Source organism: Achromobacter sp. ACM01, assembly GCF_014851745.1.
GTDB lineage: Bacteria > Pseudomonadota > Gammaproteobacteria > Burkholderiales > Burkholderiaceae_B > Achromobacter > Achromobacter aegrifaciens.
The window spans coordinates 109009-125018 of record NZ_JACVAF010000006.1; the positions used below are offsets into that span (position 1 = coordinate 109009).

Sequence of the window (16010 nt, forward strand, 5' to 3'; positions counted from 1 at the left end):
TATCAAATGCCAGTCCGCCGCAAGGCGCTTTTTTCCATGAGGGAGGCGAAATTGGACCTCCAAGATTTCGACGCCCTTGCGGCAAAACTCGCAGGCGTGCTGGGCGCGGTGGTATCCATGCGCTACCTGCAGGGGTCGTGGCCGGCGCGTCTAAGCATGGCGGGTAGCGGCTCATTGGTCGCCTATTACTCATCGCCGTATCTGGCACTGCTGCTCGGCATCCCAGAAGGGTTGGCCGGCTTTCTGACCGGCATGTTCGGCATGGCCATCGTCTCCCGCGGATGGGAGGTGGTACAGACGGTCCCCATCGGCGCGCTGTGGCAGGCTGTAATCGACCGGGTACGCGGAAAAGGGGTTTGAGGTGCATGGTTCCATTCGTCCGGAGACTACATCCGTGGGCATGTTTCAGCTGTCCCAACGTAGCTTGAGCCGTCTGGTTGGCGTACATCCTGACCTGGCCGCAATCGTCAAATTGGCGATTCAGCGCACGCCGATGGATTTCACCGTGGTGGAAGGCGTTCGAACCCTCGCGCGACAGCGCGAGAACGTAGCCAAGGGTGCCAGCCAGACGCTGGCCAGCTACCACTTGCCGCAGGCGGATGGTTTGAGCCATGCCGTCGACCTGGCGCCTTTGATCGCTGGAGCGATTCCCTGGAACAACTGGCAGGCCTTCGCCGATCTGGCTCAGGTGGTCAAAGCCTGCGCGGCCGAGCTCGGCGTGCCGGTGGAGTGGGGCGGCGACTGGAAAACGCTCAAAGACGGCCCGCATTTCCAGATTCCACGCAACTGGAAGGGTCGCGCATGAACGCATCGCTGCGCGCGTTGGCGCCGTATCTGATCGGCGCCGTCCTGGTGGCCGCCGTCTTCCTGTGTGTGCGCTGGTATGGCGCCGTTCAGTACCGCGCCGGAGTCGATCGGGCAAACGCCGACTATACGCTGGCCGAGCTCACCGAGTTCCAGCGCCAGACCGCGCGCCTGGGCGGAATCTCCGAATCCCTGGAAGTCGCGCTTGCCGCGCTGCGCGACGCCAGCCCCAAGATCATCGAAAGGTACACCCGTGTCGAAGTCCAGAGTCCCTTACCTGCTGGCTGCCGCATTGACGCTGAGCGGCTGCGCCACATCAACGAGGCCGGCCGCCTGGCCAATTCTGCCGGCCAACCTGGCGCAGCCGTGCCCGCCAGTGCCCGAGGTGACGAGCGATAGCTGGGACGATCTGGCGCGCAGCTATATCGCGCTGGTTGCGTTGTACGGAGAGTGTGCGGCACGGCAACGTGCGGCGGTGCAGAGCTGGGAGAAATCCCGGTTCGGCCCGTCGTGAGACTGCGATCCGATAGGTCATGCTGCAACAGATAGCCCGCACTCCGCGGGCTTTTTTTCGTCCATCCAGGAGAAAGCCATGTAGACCTGATACGCGAACAGAGAATGCCCCCTAGCCCAGCAGCGGCAAATTTCCCGGAGATATCACATGACGATCAGAACTCTTTCCCTACAGCAACTGAAGCGCTCGGCCGAGAATTCGGCAGCAATGAAGCATCATGTCGATGATGATGCAACCGTTCTTCCGGAACCTCGCACTTCCAGTTCTCCGGGCAACATGACTGGGTATTCTGTTCAAGTCCAGGACCATGGCCCGATCGCGGATGGCACGCTCCATACGCTCGCGGAGCGTTACGCCACGTTGTCGGCCGCCCAAGTCGATTACCCATTCGTCACCTCCCTGGCCGAATCCATCGACGGTGCGGCCATTCAAGCCGCATTGGACGTGGCTTTCAACAGCGGGCTCGGTCAGGTGCAGTGCGCCGGCGGAACCTACGTCATCAATTCGTCTATCCAGATGCGCGCCGGCGTGGAACTGGTTGGCGACGGCAAGACCGTTATCACGCAGCCGGACGGTCTGAATCTGCTTATTCTGATCGACTTCGGTTTCGCACATGGCGCCGGGCTGCGCGGATGCACGGTCAACGGCAACCGCGGCACCAATGCTGCAGACTACAACGCGGTTCTCGTGCATGTGCGTGGGGCCGATGACGCAACGGTCCGTGACAACGTGCTTGTTGGCAGCTGCGGATACGGCATAACATGCAGCGCAGCGCGCATGAGCGTCGTCGGCAATCACATCGAGGACACGTTCATGCATGCCATCGGCGTGTATGGATTCGTGGGGCAGGAGGCGAGGCATCTGATTCTTCAGAACAGGATCGTTCGCCCGGGCGCGGGAGCGATACTGCTCGGAGCCGCGGACTACACCATCATTTCAAACAATACGATCTATTCCCCCATCATCGGCGGACGCGATGCCAGGCTGCGCGTGAACCTGACCGGCGCCACCGTGACGTGGCTTTCGGGGCCGAAGTTCACGAATGTGCGAATAGGCGAAGTGCTGGTTATCGACGGAGGCAGGGAATTCCGGATCATGGCGAGAATCAGCGACACGCAATTGACGATAGATCCAGAAGGTAGCTCCCCGGCGCTGACAAACGAACTGGCGACTATTGGGTGTGGCGACCTGATCGGCGTGATGAGTCAATTTTGCAGGATCACGGACAACGTCCTGGTTGGCGGCGCCACGTTCGGGATTGGTTGCACGGTGGGCGGCAACGCTGTAAGCACGGTCGGCAACGAGATCGTGGGAAACACCCTCAGGGGACAGGGTAAGCATGCGCTGGTCGTGGGCTGGGACGTGGGTGCAGGCGGCGTGTATGACACCGTTCTGCGCGGCAACATGGTCTACAACGCGGGCGACGCCGGAGGAAACAGCACATACGACCGCATCCCGATTTTTCTGTCTGGCCAGACGCTGGGAAAAGTAGGCGGCGTCTTGGTGGAAGGAAATTACATCGTCGGCCCGGATGGCGACAGCCGCTGCCCACACTGGATGGGCACGGACCTGAAGCTGGAATACGGATCAGTGCTGGTTGGACGAAACCACTCGATTCGCATGCTGAATCCCGGAATCTTCAATGACGTGGTGGCTGTGTCACTGTCCGGTTGGGGCGACGCGGCAAGCGCTACCGAAATTGTTTCCTACGGCCACTCCGTCCGCATGACGATCAATTGTGCTGGCTCCGGATTCACCGCCGGTCCGTCCTTCACGATTCACAAGATCTGCGACAGCGCGGAGCAACCCGCAATGGTCAAGGCCGACATTACGACCACCACCGGAACGCTGGGACAGATGTGGGGCGAACAGAGCACCGCGTCGGGGCAGTGGCGAGCCACGTACTACGGTACGCCGGCCGCTGGGAATACTTTCGTCATCACCACGCGGGCTTGAGCATGGCCTGAGTGCCACGTTGTGGCGGGCAGTTGCCCGCCTCCCAAACAAAAGCCCGCAGGCGCAAGCCGCGGGCTTTTCTTCGCTACCCTTCAAAAGGACTCTTTTTCTTCCGCCGATTCACTGGCCTGAGGATTTCGCCTGACTTCAGCCGGTACACATCTTTCCCTTCCCAGATCACGGCGCCGCCGGTGGACAGGCGGCATTGCAGCACTATGTGTGGATCGGGACTTTCGTCCGTCGCGGGTTCTTGAATGATATGTCGCTCGATCCGGTACTGGTCTCCTGCTGCCGAGACCGCAATCACATCCTCCAGTCGTCTGCATGAGATTGACATGATGAGCCTCCTTCACTGGCGCCACGTTGAAACCTGTGGCGCTGAGGTCATCGTCTCGACTGGCAAAATTCCTGTCAATGCTGCTGCGGCCCATCATCCAAGCGCATGCGCGGCGCGTCCCAGGGAAGCGTCGTGCAAAAGCATGAGGCGATGCATGCGTATGGTCTAGGCTATTTTCGAGGCCGCGTGCGCGTTGAAATGCTGCGGCGGTTTGAGGTATTGATCGATGGCCGCAGCAAGACCTGGATCAAAGGCTATTCAAGCTTCACGTTGGCGGACTGGATGACGCCGCGCCACTTCTTGTAATCCGCGGCGATGGTCTGGGAGAACTGCGCGGGGGTGGTCGGCATGGCGGTTGCGCCTTGCGCGGCCAGCGCATCCTGGACGTCTTTCATTGCGAGGATCTTGTTGAGCTCCGTGTTCAGCGTCTGGATGATGGGCTTGGGCGTGTTGGCGGGTGCAAGCAGTCCGTACCATACGCGCACGTCGAAGTCCGGATAGCCGGATTCTGCGACGGTGGGCACATCCGGCATGGCGGGGCTGCGCTTGAGGGAGGTCACGGCCAACGGGACGGCGCTGCCGGCCTTGATCTGCGGCGCGGCCGAGGGGATGGACGTGAAAATGACGGGGACCTGCCCGCCCAGCAGGTCGGCCATGGCCGGACCCGATCCCTTGTAAGGCACATGCACGAGCTTGATGCCCGCCTGGAGCTGCAGCAGTTCAGCGGCCAGGTGCGTGATGGTGCCTGCGCCGGGCGAGCCGTAATTGATGGTCCCGGGCGCCTTCTTGGCGGCGGCGATCAGGTCCTTGAGGGATTTGTACGGCCCGTTCTTGCTTGCGACGACCACCAGGGGGGCTTCGCCGACGATGCCTATGGGTTCGAAGTCCTTGGCCGGGTCATAGGCCAGCTTGGTGTAGAGCGAAGGCGCCACGGCCAGGTTGTCGACCTGGCCCATGACGATTTCGTAGCCGTCGGGCTTGGCGCGCGCGGCGGTGGTGATGCCTATGGTGCCGCCCGCGCCGGGCCGGTTCTCGGCGACGACGTTCCATTTGACCGAGTCGGACAGCTTGGCGGCGACGGTGCGCGACAGGAAGTCGGTGCCGCCGCCAGGCGTGAACGGCACAATGACGCGGATGGGCTGGTTCGGGTACTGCTGCGCGGCGGCGGGGGCGCAGGCGGCGAGCGCGCAGGCCGAGAACATTAGGGCACGTAGCATGGTTGTAGTCTCCATTCCTTGGTGGGCGCGTCCGGTCGTGATCGCCAGACGTCGGTTGCTGCGGATGCTGCTGACGCGTACTGCGGATTCGGTTGCGGCGGGCGGTTTCAAGCTCCCTGTTTGGCTAGACGGTTCCTTGTTCGCGTAGTTCCCTGATTCGGTCGCGCGACAGGCCCAATTCCTCCAGCACCGCATCGGTGTCCGCGCCCAATGCGGGCGCGGCGCTGCGGACCTGGCAGGGCGCTTCGGCGAACTTGATCGGAAAGCCCAGCATGCGCACCTGCTGGCCATCGGGATGGGCGACGTCCATGGCCATCTGCTGGTCCGCTACCTGCGGGTCGTCGAATACTTCCTGCAGGTTCAGCACCTGCCCGCAGGGCACGCCGTACTGGTTAAGGCGTTCGATCCAGTAGTGGCTGTCCTTCTGGCGAGTGCGGGCCTCGATGGCAGCCTTGATGGATGCGCGGTTCAGCATGCGGTCGGCGTTGGCCTGGAATTCCGGATGCACGCGCAGTTCGGGCAGTTCCAGCGCGTCCAGCAGCTTCTCGTACATGGCATCGTTGGACGGAGCGATCGCGACCTGGCCGTCGGCCGTCTCGAACAGCCCGTAGGGCGCGACGATGCCGTGGTCGTTGCCGGTGCGCGGAGGCAGCTCGCCGCTGGCGAAGTAGTTCGATGCCTGGAAGCTGAGCAACCCTATCATGCTGGAGAGCAGGCTGACGCTGATGGAGTCGCCGCGGCCGGTGCGCTCGCGGCGCAAGAGCGCGGCCACCACGCCCAGCGCGCCGTTCAGGCCGGCGGCCAGGTCGCTGATGGGCGGCCCCGCGCGCATGGGCGGATCGTCTTCGCCGCCGTTCAGGCTCATGAAGCCGCTCATGGCCTGGGCGATGAAGTCGAAGGCGGGCCGGTCGCGATAGGGACCGGACGCGCCGAAGCCGTTGATGCTGCAATGGATGATGTCCGGCCGCAACGCCTTCAGCGCTTCATCGCCGAAGCCCATCTTGTCCATGATGCCGGGCCGGTAGTTCTCGATCACGACGTCGCAGTGGGGTATCAGCTGGCGCAGGATGTCCTTGCCTTCGGCGCTGTACAGGTCCAGTGTCACTGACCGCTTGTTGCGGTTGTAGTTGGCGAAGTACCAGCTCAGGCCGTCCTTGAGCACGCCCTGGCGGCGAATGGGATCGCCTTCGCCGGGCGCTTCGATCTTGATCACTTCGGCGCCCATGTCGGCCAGTATGGATGTGCAGTAAGGCCCGGAGATGATGCGGGTCAGGTCCAGGACGCGGATTCCGGTAAGTGGCATGGTTTGCATCTGCTTGGATTTTGGTCAGCCGCCCAGTCGCGGCAGCCACAAGGTCAGGGGAGGAAAGGCGCAGATCAGCGCGAGCACGATCAGCGACCAGATGAAGAAGGGCACGATTTCGCGCACGATGGGGCCTATCGGCGTGCGGCCCACGGCGGACGTGACGAACAGCAGGATGCCGACCGGCGGCGTCAGCATGCCCGTCATCAGGTTCAGGATCAGGATCATGGCGTACTGGATGGGGTCCATGCCGAGCTGGGCGCCGATAGGCAGCAGCGCCGGCAGCGTGATGATCATGGCCGGCAGCGGCTCCAGGATCTTGCCCACCAGGATCAGGAACACGTTCACCGTCAGCAGCACCACCCAGGGCTGGTCGGAGATGCCCAGGATGCCCTTGGCGATGGTGGCCGCGACGCGCGATTCGCTGATCAGCCAGCTGAAGGGACCGGCGGCGGCCAGCAGGAACAGCACCACGGCCATGGTGCGCCCGGCCGAGTAGAACGCCGATCCCAGCTCGCCCGGCTTCAGTTCCCGGTACACGGCCAGACCCACGAGCAGGGCGTACACGGCCACGAACGCCGCGGCCTCTGTATCCGTCAGCAGGCCGAAGCGTATGCCGGCGATGATCAGGACGGGCATCATCAAGGCCCAGATGGACGCGCGCGTCACCCTGGCGCGCTCAGGCCAACTGGCCCGCGGACGCGATTGGTAGCCGTGGCGCCGCGCCTGCCAGGCGCATATGGCCATGTAGCCCGCCAGCAGCATGAAGCCGGGAATGATGCCCGCCAGGAACAGGCGGATGATGGACAGGTTGGCCAGCACCGCATAGACGATCATCGGGATCGACGGGGGCAGGATGGGACCCAGCATCGCCCCGCAGGCGATGACCGCCTCGGGGTAGCCGCGCCGGTAGCCCTCGCGCTTCATCGAAGGGATCATGGCGGTGCCGATGGCGCTGGCGTCGGCCACGGCGGAGCCGCTGATGCCTGCCATGACCAGGTTGGTGGTCAGCGAGACTTGCGACAGGCTGCCGCGCATATGCCCGACCATGGCCATGGACCAGTTGATGAGCCGCAGCGTGACGCCGCCGCGGTTCATCAGTTCGCCGGCCAGGATGAAGAGGGGGATCGCGACCAGGGCGGTCTCGTCTATGCCGCCCAGCATCGACAGCGGCGCCTGGGCGATATCGACCCCGCCGCCGCCCTTGAACAGCATACCTATCAGGGCGGCGGTGATCATTGCGAAGCCTATGTCCAGACCGGCCAGGATGAGCACGACGAAAAGCACGACGGAGAAGAGGATCATGGATGCGTTCCCGGGGTGTCGGACTCGCCGCGCGCGAAGGCGTCCTGCGGCGCGGGGGCGTCGGGGATGAGCAGACGCAGGGCCAGGAACAGCATGAAGAACACCATGCCCACGGTCAGCGAGGCGTAGCTGACGGCGTAGGTGAAAGGCGTTCCGACGATGTCCTGGAAGTTGCCCACGGCGACCACGTCCAGGCCCTTGTAGAACAGGGTGGCGGCCAGCGCCAGCAGGCAGGTGTCGAACAGGCGGTCGCGCGCGCGCCGCACGCGTTCCGGCAGATGGCGGTCGATGATGTCTATGACCACGTTGCGGCGCTCGCGCAACGCCATGGCCGCGCCGACAAACGCGCACCACAGCATGCCGATGCGCGCGACCTGGTCCCAGGCGTCGAACTGCGTCTTCAGCAGATAGCGGTCCAGAACCTGGGCGAAGCAGAACACCAGCACCATGGCCAGGGTCAGGGCGACCGCCAGCCGGCCGATCCAGCACACGGCGCGGTCGGCGCTCAGCGCCAGGCCGCGCCAGCCGGAGGCCGCGTGGGACGAGGCGCGCACGGTCGGCGCGGGCATGGGCGCGGCCATGGCTTACTCCTGCATCTTCTGGATGCGTTCGACCATGCCGGCCGGCCAATCCTTGCCTTCGTACTGCTGGTAGACGGTAGCCAGCGCCGCCTTGAACGCGGCCTTGTCGGGCTGCGTGTAGGTAACGCCGGCTTCCTTCAGGAGCTTGACTGCGTTGTCGTCCAGCTCCTGGTCCAGGCGGGTGGCGACCTTGCCGCCCGCCTTGGCCGCCTCGGTCAGCGCCTGGCGCTGCCTGGCGTCCAGGCCTTGCCAGACGCGTTCGGAAATGAACCAGCCGGTCAGCTCATAGGCGTGGTCGGTCGCCGCCCAGTATTTGGCTTCCTCGTGGAAGCGCAACGGGATCGACAGGTCGAAGCCGTTGTCCTGGCCGTCTATCATGCCGCGGCCCAGCGCGGTGTAGATTTCGGTCATACCTAGCGGCACGACCTGCGCACCCAGCTTTTCGAAGGTGGACTTCAGGATGGGAATGGCGGGAATGCGCAGCTTCAGGCCCTTGACGTCTTCGGGCTTGTTGATGGGCCGCGATACGGTCTGCAGCGCACGCGGCGAGCGTATGCCGAAGGCCGCAAACACCCGCACGCCGGATTTCTTGGCCACGTCGTCGAAGATCTGCGCGAACTCGTCGCTGTTGATGATGCGCTCGGCCTGCTCGCCGCTCTTGAACAGATAGGGCGCATACAGGATGTTCAGCGGTTGGGCGCCGCGCAGGAACACCACGGACCCGAGGCCGAAGTAGCCCATGTCCAGCGTGCCCAGCTGCATGGATGAGAGGATCTTGCTGATGTCGCCCAATTGCCCGTCCGTGTAGACGTGCACCTGCAGTTCGTTCTGGGATTGCCTGGCGGCCTCTTCGGCAAAGGCGCGCATGGCATGGTCCCAGGGACTGTTGGAGGCGGCGATGGTCGCGATCTTCATTTCCCGCGCCTGCGCCTGGCCTGCGGGCGCGAACGCGCCGGCGGCGGTGATCGAAAGCGCCAGCAGGGCTGCCGAGGCGCGGACCAGTTGCTGCGATATTTTCTTGTGCATGATGTCTCCTCCGGGATGCGGATCCGGCCTACCAGTTCCAGTGCACGGGCTTGAGCCCGGCGACCGGCGAATCGAACACCGCCAGGCGGGACCCATTGATGCAGCCCATGTAGGCGGTCTTGCGCTCTGGGCCCCCGAACGCCAGGCTGGTGATGTTCTGCAGCCGCTTGCTATGGTTGTCGTAAACCATGGGGCGGCTCAGGCGATTGGCCAGGTATTCGGCTTCCAGCCTGTCGATGTGCGCGGCGTCGCCGTCCTCCAGCATGAGCTGCTGCTGCCCTTGCGGGCTGACGCGTATGACCCGGTTGGAGACCACGCTGACCACCCAGATGTGGCCCTCTTCATCGACCGCCATGCCGTCGGGATAGGTACCCTTGCCGAATTCGGTGATGACGGCGCGTTCGCTCAGGTCGCCGTTGGCGCCGATGCGAAAGCGCAGCAGGCGCCGGCCGAAGGTTTCGTTGACGTACAGGTGCGTGCCGTCCGGATCGGTGCGGCATTCGTTGGTCCAATGCACGTCCTGGGCCACGACGCGGGTGCCGCGCTCGTCGCGCACGGCGATGAAGCCGTCGGCGATGTCGCGGCGGAACTGATGGTCGCCGCGACGCACGGTGCTGACGCAGATCCACAGGCGTTCGCGCTCGTCCAGCCAGACGAAGTTGACGCCGGGCAGGGCCACGCCGTCGATCTCCATGATGTAGGGCTCCGCCGTGCCGTCGCGCTGTACGCGCCAGACGCCGCCGTCGTCGGCCAGGTTGGCGACGGCAAACGAGCCGTCGCGCAACAGGGCGAAGCCGTTGGGTATCAGTCCGGACTGGGCGCCGATCAGGCGCGCGTCGCCGTTGGGCAGGATGTGGCTTATGCCGCCGGCCTTGTCCGACACGTAGAGATCGCCCGCGGCCGTGCTCAGCACGCATTCGGGGCGGTTCAAGTTGACGCCGGTCTCGCGCACCGCCGACAGGTCCAGGACCGCGCCGCCATTCGATTTGCTGTCCATGGGGGCTCCTCAGCCGATCGCGCCGGCGGCTACGGCATAGTCATGCAGGCGCAGGCGCGGCCCTGCCTTCATCAGCTGGCCGGGCAGGCCACGGCCGACGATGCCTTCCAGCCGCTGGGCTACCTTGATCAGCGCGCCCAGGTCGATGCCGCTGTCCACGCCCATCTCGTCCAGCAGGTAGACCAGGTCTTCGGTGCAGATGTTGCCGGTGGCGCCCGGCGCGAACGGGCAGCCGCCCAACCCAGCCAGCGAGGATTCGTAGGAGGTGACGCCGGCGCGCAGGCCTTCCACCACGTTCACCAGGCCGATGCCGCGCGTGTTGTGGAAGTGCAGCGATATCTTGACGCCGGGATGGTCGGCCCGCAGCGTCTCGACCGTGTCGCGCACCAGCCGGGGCGTGGCCATGCCGGTGGTGTCTCCCAACGTCACGGCGTCAAAGCCCTGGCGTGCAAAGTGGTCGAAGATGGTCCGGATGCGGCCCAGGTCCACGTCGCCCTCGAAGGGGCAGCCGAAGGCGACGGCAATGGCGCCCTTGCGCTTGATGGGGTGGTCTTTCAGCAGCTGCGCGATGTCCTCGATGTCGCGCAGCGACTGTTCGACCGGGCGGTTCAGGTTCTTGGTGTTGTGGCTCTCGGTGGCCGACAGGAACACGACGATCTCGTCGGCCTGCGACTGCAGCGCGCGTTCGACGCCCTTGCGGTTGGGCGCCAGCGCGCCCAGCACCACGCCCGGACGTTTGCGCACGCCCTGCAGGACTTCCTGCGCGTCGCGCATCTGCGGCACGGCGCGGGGTGAAACGAAGGAGGTGGCTTCGAAGTGCCGCACGCCTGCGTCGATCAGCGCGTTCAGGATCTGGATCTTGGTGTCGGTGGGCACGAACTCGGATTCGATCTGCAGTCCGTCGCGCATGCCGACTTCCACGATTTCGACTCGGTCTGGAAGGCTCATGGCTTGTCGTCTCCTGGCGCCCGGATCCTGCGCCCGCGAGGGCTTTGCGCGGCGATGTCCGGGACATGGGTGGTCGGCCACCATCTTCTGCGATGGACCCTGGCAGGACAAATCGTCAATCTTCGGCGGGGGATCGCGAAACGCGATGGCTCGGGGGCCAGGCGTCGCGCATGGGCAGGCTCGCGCGTCCTATTGCTGCGTTGCGGCTTCGGCGATCAGATGATCCAGCAGCAACCGGGCGGCGCCCGATAGCGATTCATTGCTGCGCACGCACAACTTGAGCTGGCGGTGCGCCCAGGCGTCAGTCAGCGGAATGATGCAGAGCGCGTCGCACACATAGGCGGACAGGGCCTTGGTGGGCACGATGCCGACTCCCAGGTCCGCGCGCACCATGGACACCAGCGCGTCGTAGGAGGTGACCTGGAAGCGCAGCCGCAGAGAACGGTTCATGGACGCGGCTTCGCGCGTGAACAGGTAGTTCGCGGCGCTGCCTCGGTGCATACCGACGTGGTCATAGTCCAGCGTATCGGCGAACGATACCTGCCGGTGTCGCGACAAGGGGTGTCCCGAGGGCGTCACCAGCGCCATGACGTCGCGGTGGTAGGGATATATGTCCAGCCCGTTTTCGTCGTCGGATTGGGTGTAGACGCCGATGTCGGCGGCGTTGTCGATCACCGCGCGGGTGACGCCGGCGCTGACGGACTCTTCCAGGTCGATCTGCACGTTGGGGTGCTGGGTCAGGAAGCGGCGCAGTTCCATCGGCAGGAACTGCGCAATGGAAGACAGGTTGGCCGCGACGCGCACGCGGCCGCGCAGGCCGGCGGAGTAGTCGCGGATTTCGGCGGCCAGGTCCTGGGTTTGATGTAGCAGCGTGCGTGCGCGCCGCGCCAACGCGTGTGCGGCGCTGGTCGGTTCGACGCCGCGCGCATGGCGCTGAAACAGTGGGACGTCCAGGACGCGTTCGAGTTCGGACAGGCGCTTCGATAGCGCCGATGCCGCGATATGTTCGCGCGCGGCGGCCGCGGCGATGCTGCCTTCTTCCAGCACGGCCAGGAACACCTGCAGGGTATACAGATCCAGACGAGGGGTCATGGGAAGTCGCGGATAGATACGTCCGCGAGGATAGCGGCAGTCGCGGGCCGCGGGCCTAGGGGATTACGCTTAGCCGATTTCCACCCATTCCTGCGCCGCGCCGCGCGCCAGCAGTTCGTCGACCGCGATGATGGAGATCCGGCCATCTGCCGTTCCCAGAGCCAGTTTTTCCTCATGGGCGTCCAGCGCGAAGACCAATGCAGGCAGGCCTTCCAGCCGCATCCTGGCGCGCAACCGGATCTCGCCCGACGCGGCATCCAGCAACAGCAGCCCGCCGTCCAGGAACGCGGCGGCGATCAGCCCGGGGCAGGGCATGAAGACGACCGCGCTGGCGGAGGCAGTGGTGGAATGTCGCCAGAGTTCGCGGTCACGGTCCAGCGGTTTGCGGTAAATGAAGCCGGCGCAGGCGACGTTGACGGCGGGAGCGTAGTGCCGCCCGCTGATGACCAGGCCAGCGCCTTGCGCGTCGTCGACGTAGCAGCCGGCAAGCTCCATGGCGTGGCTGTCGGGCTTGCCGTTGGCCTTGAGCACCGGCCACAGCGGCTTGGTCCGGCCGTCGGGCATGACCATGCACAGGCGTTTGGCCTCGTGGGAGCTTGCAGGCGTGCCTTGCACGCAGAACGGCGACGGCGCGCCGCTGATGCGGATGTAGTGATTGAAGCAGTCGTAGTGGCCCAGGTCCACGCGCCGTTCGGCGCCCGAGCCCAGGTCGCGCAGCAGGTCGCACGCGTTGCGGGTTGCGGGGTTGCGGTTCCTGCGGCCCAGCAATACGCCTTGCGAGGAGGCCGAGAACGTGTATTCGCCGTCGTACTCGCCGACGAGGTCCAGCCGGTCATCCGTCAGCGTATACAGCCGGGAATCCTGGTGCCACTTCATGTCGGGCCGCTTCGAGGCTTCCACGACGTGCACATGGATGCCCGCCGCCCGGATGATCTCGGCGCCATGGCCGGCGCCGGCGTATGCGGCGACCAGGCCGTCTTCGACGTCTTGGATTTCCAGCAGGCAGCCGCCATGCGCTACCGCGATGCGCTTGGCGTCCAACCACGCAAGATCATGGATGGCCTTGCGGCTTCCCAGTTGCGGCAGCCCTAGCCATTGCGCGAGGCGGGACTCTGGCGCCGGCGCGGGGGGATCTGCTGCCGGCGCGATGTCGTCGCCTGACAGTTCCAGTTCGCCGGGACCGGCATCGGACCAGGTCGCGGCGTCGTAGGGCGTGCGCACGACGAACAAGGTATTGAATGCGGCGTCGGGCGGATCGTCGGGCAGCCCTTCCCATTCTTCGTCCCAGGGCCGCACCCACGCCTCGATCCCGTCGCCCGAGGGGGTGAAGGCGCAATGCGCAACTTCAGGGATGTTGCGGAAGAACCGGCGCGAGAGCCCGCTGCGCCAATCCCAGACCAGCAGGTCGCCTTCGAACAGATAGCCGCCGTCATAACTGCCTGCGCCGATCGCGACCACGGATTGGGCGGGATGGAAAGCGATGTGGTTGACGGGATGGCGCAGTTGGTCGAAAGCCGCGAACGGGATGGGACTGCCGCGGCGGTACAGCGCCACGCGATAGCGCAACGTCTGGCCGCCATACGCCGCGCGGGCGCGAGGGTTCGCGAGCAGGGGAAACTCGGAGGCCACGGCCGCGATTTCCCCTGCAGGGTCGAAGAACACTCCGGTAATCTTGCCGCTGCCTCGCAGCGGCGGATCGGCGATCATGGCCATGCTGGTTTCCGCGAGACGCGCGCCATTGATCGCGAATGCGGGCGCTGGGCCATGGGCAGGCGGGATAAGCTTATTCGAGGAGCAGGCCGGGGCGCCCGGCCGGGCTCATGTGCGAGCCCGGCTGGCGGCCGGCGTCTCCTTCTTCGCGCGTGGCTTGGGCGCGGGTTTCGGGTCTTGGGCAGGAGCGTCGAACTCCTGTTTGTTGCGTTCGCCCCGCGGGGTATTTTCCGGATGCGGCTTGGGAAAAGCCCAGGGCTTGGTTTTCTGATCCATTGCATGTACTCCTTGCACAGGCGGAACAGTAGCATTAGCCGTGGCACTGGGTAAGTGAGGGTTGACGTCAATATTCATCACATCGTGATTTTCGGTTGAAAAACGCGATGAATTCGACCCGCTTTGGCCCGTTCTGTTCCGCCTTGATGGATCAAGACCTGTCAACTCTGACAGGAAGTTCCCGTCGGTGCGAGCGCAGCCTCTAACCGGCTTCCGGCTGGTCTTCCTGCCAGATGCGGTCGAACTGTTCGCGCGCGTTGCGCGCCCAGTCATCGATGGCGCTGCGCACGTCGTCCGCGGTGGGCTTGCGGTCAGCGGGGAGGTTGCCGCCCGTGACCGTGCCCAGCGAAGTGATCAGCAGCTCGTTGGTATTGGCGTCGCGCAGGGCGGCCTCGAGCAGCAGGCGCGCGGACTGGTCGCGGTAGCCGGCCGCCTTGACGGTCTGGCCGATCACGAAGCCGATGGGGATGTATTCCATCATCCTGGGGTCGCGCTCGTTGCGGAAGGTGCCGGTGATGGCGGCGCTCAGGCGCATTGCGTGTGGCGCGGGCCGTGTCAGCAGTTGGTAGCCGGCTTGTTCGAACTCGCGCCGGATCGCTTCGTTCAGGTAGGCCAGCGCGCGCTCGCGCATGGCGCTATCGGCTTTCATGTCCAGCTCGTCCGGTCGGTCGCCCTGGATGTATTGCACCGGTTCCAGAATGAGTTTTTTCTGGTACTGGCTGCCGATGGGCGGACCGGGGCGCACCCAGACCATGCCAGCGCTCCAGTCGGGATCCTGCTTGAGCCGGCTCTGGTTTTCACCCAGGGACGTGGAATAGTTCTGCGGCTTGGGCAGGTTGGTGCAGCCGGCAAGGCCGATCACTGCACAGCAGGCGGCCAGAGCGAGACGGATCTTCATATTCTTCTCTTCCTGAAAATGGCGCCCGGCGCGGCAGATGGAAAGGCCGTGCGCGTGTCGCGGGCGGCCCAATTATTGCCCCGTTTCGCGCCGCATTTTCCGCTTTGGCAGGGGTGGAAGCCCCGTTTCGCTGCAAAGCAGAATTCCATTTTGGGAAAACTGAAACGAAAGATCGGCGGGGCGTGGAAGACTCCATTGCGGGTAAGCCGTAATAGCTGCCGCGGAAAGCCGCCGCGGGACTACGATGGACGAGTGAACATAGGGAGACAACTATGGACACCGCCAAGCAATGGTATGCCGCCGTCAAGGACTGGCAGCGGGCCCGCGACGAGCTCACCGCCGCGATCGCCGCGATCAAGTGGCCGAATCCCACCCAGGATTGCCTGGACAACTATGACCGCGCCTACGCCAACGAAACCGGGGCGCGGGATCGCATGAACCAGGCATACGAACGCGTGCGACGATAAGCGCGCGCATCTCCTTGGGAGCGGCATTGCTACACTGCCGCGCATGACGGACCAACAACAGAAATTCATGATCAGGCCGAGCCGGCCTGAGGACGCAGTCTTGCTTGAAGACCTGCTGATGCGCACCTACGAAAGCACGTGGATGCCGGAAATGACGGCGGAAAGGGACGCCCAGTTTCGCGCAAGCGGCAAGACGGGCCAGTATGTGAGCGCCAGGGGCAGCCTTTTCATGGTGTGCGAAATCGACGGCGTGCTGGCGGGCATGGCGGATTGGGAAAACGACTTCATCTGGGCCTTGCATGTGCATCCCGCAAGGCAAGGGCAGGGTGTCGGCGGCGCATTGCTGGCCTGGATGGAAACGGCCATCCGCGCTGCGGGATTTGCTCAGGCGCGGCTGGAGACGGATTCCTTCAATATGCGCAGCCGCCAGTTCTACGGCAAGCACGGCTATGCCGAGATCGATACCTATCCTGACGAGGAATGGGACAGCGGCTTCACCACCATCCTGCTGGAAAAGCGCTTGCCAGCCTGACCGCTGGCTCCATGAAAAGAACCTGAGCTGGTCCTGGAAATGGAGCC

General features: G+C 64.6%; 18 protein-coding genes. 6 read left to right on the forward strand and 12 right to left on the reverse strand.

Annotated features, from left to right (window positions below):
- Nucleotides 1–51 precede the first annotated feature (51 nt).
- From IB268_RS25400 to IB268_RS25415, 4 genes are all read left to right on the forward strand, one after another.
- Entirely contained in the window at nt 52–360 is a 309-nt protein-coding gene (locus IB268_RS25400; RefSeq protein ID WP_175161715.1) for a hypothetical protein, read from the forward strand.
- A gap of 34 nt (nt 361–394) precedes the next feature.
- Nucleotides 395–805, forward strand: a complete 411-nt coding sequence (locus IB268_RS25405) for a M15 family metallopeptidase (RefSeq protein WP_175181853.1) — start codon at nt 395–397, stop codon at nt 803–805.
- Complete coding sequence (locus IB268_RS25410) at nt 802–1203, forward strand: hypothetical protein (RefSeq protein WP_192353415.1); 402 nt, start codon at nt 802–804, stop codon at nt 1201–1203. The genes IB268_RS25405 and IB268_RS25410 overlap by 4 nt, the downstream gene beginning before the upstream one ends.
- Before the next feature lie 262 nt (nt 1204–1465).
- Nucleotides 1466–3274 (forward strand): right-handed parallel beta-helix repeat-containing protein, encoded by a 1809-nt coding sequence (locus IB268_RS25415; RefSeq protein ID WP_175161721.1) that lies wholly within the window; start codon nt 1466–1468, stop codon nt 3272–3274.
- Between the two features lie 85 nt (nt 3275–3359).
- On the opposite strand, the gene IB268_RS25420 is transcribed toward IB268_RS25415, so the two are convergent.
- The 12 genes from IB268_RS25420 to IB268_RS25475 all read right to left on the reverse strand — a co-directional run bounded on the left by IB268_RS25420 (nt 3360) and on the right by IB268_RS25475 (nt 14964).
- On the reverse strand, nt 3360–3611 hold the full coding sequence (locus IB268_RS25420) for a hypothetical protein (protein WP_125472828.1): 252 nt from the start codon (nt 3609–3611) through the stop codon (nt 3360–3362).
- A gap of 254 nt (nt 3612–3865) precedes the next feature.
- Complete coding sequence (locus tag IB268_RS25425; RefSeq protein WP_192354989.1) at nt 3866–4828, reverse strand: tripartite tricarboxylate transporter substrate binding protein; 963 nt, start codon at nt 4826–4828, stop codon at nt 3866–3868.
- A gap of 124 nt (nt 4829–4952) precedes the next feature.
- Nucleotides 4953–6131: a CaiB/BaiF CoA-transferase family protein gene (locus IB268_RS25430; RefSeq protein WP_225589088.1), complete on the reverse strand. Its 1179-nt coding sequence runs from the start codon at nt 6129–6131 to the stop codon at nt 4953–4955.
- A gap of 24 nt (nt 6132–6155) precedes the next feature.
- A complete protein-coding gene (locus IB268_RS25435; RefSeq protein WP_054453293.1) occupies nt 6156–7436 on the reverse strand; it encodes a TRAP transporter large permease in 1281 nt (426 codons plus the stop codon).
- Nucleotides 7433–8017 (reverse strand): TRAP transporter small permease, encoded by a 585-nt coding sequence (locus IB268_RS25440; RefSeq protein WP_054453291.1) that lies wholly within the window; start codon nt 8015–8017, stop codon nt 7433–7435. Before IB268_RS25440 ends, IB268_RS25435 begins: the two co-directional genes overlap by 4 nt.
- A gap of 3 nt (nt 8018–8020) precedes the next feature.
- On the reverse strand, nt 8021–9043 hold the full coding sequence (locus IB268_RS25445) for a TRAP transporter substrate-binding protein (RefSeq protein WP_054453290.1): 1023 nt from the start codon (nt 9041–9043) through the stop codon (nt 8021–8023).
- Between the two features lie 28 nt (nt 9044–9071).
- Nucleotides 9072–10040, reverse strand: coding sequence for an SMP-30/gluconolactonase/LRE family protein (locus IB268_RS25450; protein WP_175181857.1), 969 nt, complete (start codon nt 10038–10040; stop codon nt 9072–9074).
- A gap of 9 nt (nt 10041–10049) precedes the next feature.
- Nucleotides 10050–10988 (reverse strand): hydroxymethylglutaryl-CoA lyase, encoded by a 939-nt coding sequence (locus IB268_RS25455; protein ID WP_175161727.1) that lies wholly within the window; start codon nt 10986–10988, stop codon nt 10050–10052.
- A 189-nt stretch (nt 10989–11177) separates the two neighbouring features.
- On the reverse strand, nt 11178–12080 hold the full coding sequence (locus IB268_RS25460; RefSeq protein WP_192354990.1) for a LysR family transcriptional regulator: 903 nt from the start codon (nt 12078–12080) through the stop codon (nt 11178–11180).
- 69 nt (nt 12081–12149) lie between these two features.
- A complete protein-coding gene (locus tag IB268_RS25465; RefSeq protein WP_192354991.1) occupies nt 12150–13793 on the reverse strand; it encodes a hypothetical protein in 1644 nt (547 codons plus the stop codon).
- Between the two features lie 105 nt (nt 13794–13898).
- Nucleotides 13899–14066, reverse strand: a complete 168-nt coding sequence (locus IB268_RS25470; protein WP_165867876.1) for a hypothetical protein — start codon at nt 14064–14066, stop codon at nt 13899–13901.
- A 202-nt stretch (nt 14067–14268) separates the two neighbouring features.
- Nucleotides 14269–14964, reverse strand: coding sequence for a DUF3313 domain-containing protein (locus IB268_RS25475; protein ID WP_054453280.1), 696 nt, complete (start codon nt 14962–14964; stop codon nt 14269–14271).
- A gap of 272 nt (nt 14965–15236) precedes the next feature.
- Here IB268_RS25475 and IB268_RS25480 point away from each other — a divergent pair, with 272 nt between their 5' ends.
- Both IB268_RS25480 and IB268_RS25485 read left to right on the forward strand, forming a co-directional pair.
- Nucleotides 15237–15431 carry a hypothetical protein gene (locus IB268_RS25480; RefSeq protein WP_054453278.1) on the forward strand — a complete coding sequence of 65 codons (195 nt, stop codon included), beginning with the start codon at nt 15237–15239 and terminating at the stop codon, nt 15429–15431.
- A gap of 43 nt (nt 15432–15474) precedes the next feature.
- The gene (locus IB268_RS25485; protein ID WP_054453276.1) at nt 15475–15963 is read left to right on the forward strand and encodes a GNAT family N-acetyltransferase; all 489 of its coding nucleotides are present in this window, start codon (nt 15475–15477) and stop codon (nt 15961–15963) included.
- The last annotated feature ends 47 nt before the right edge of the window (nt 15964–16010 follow it).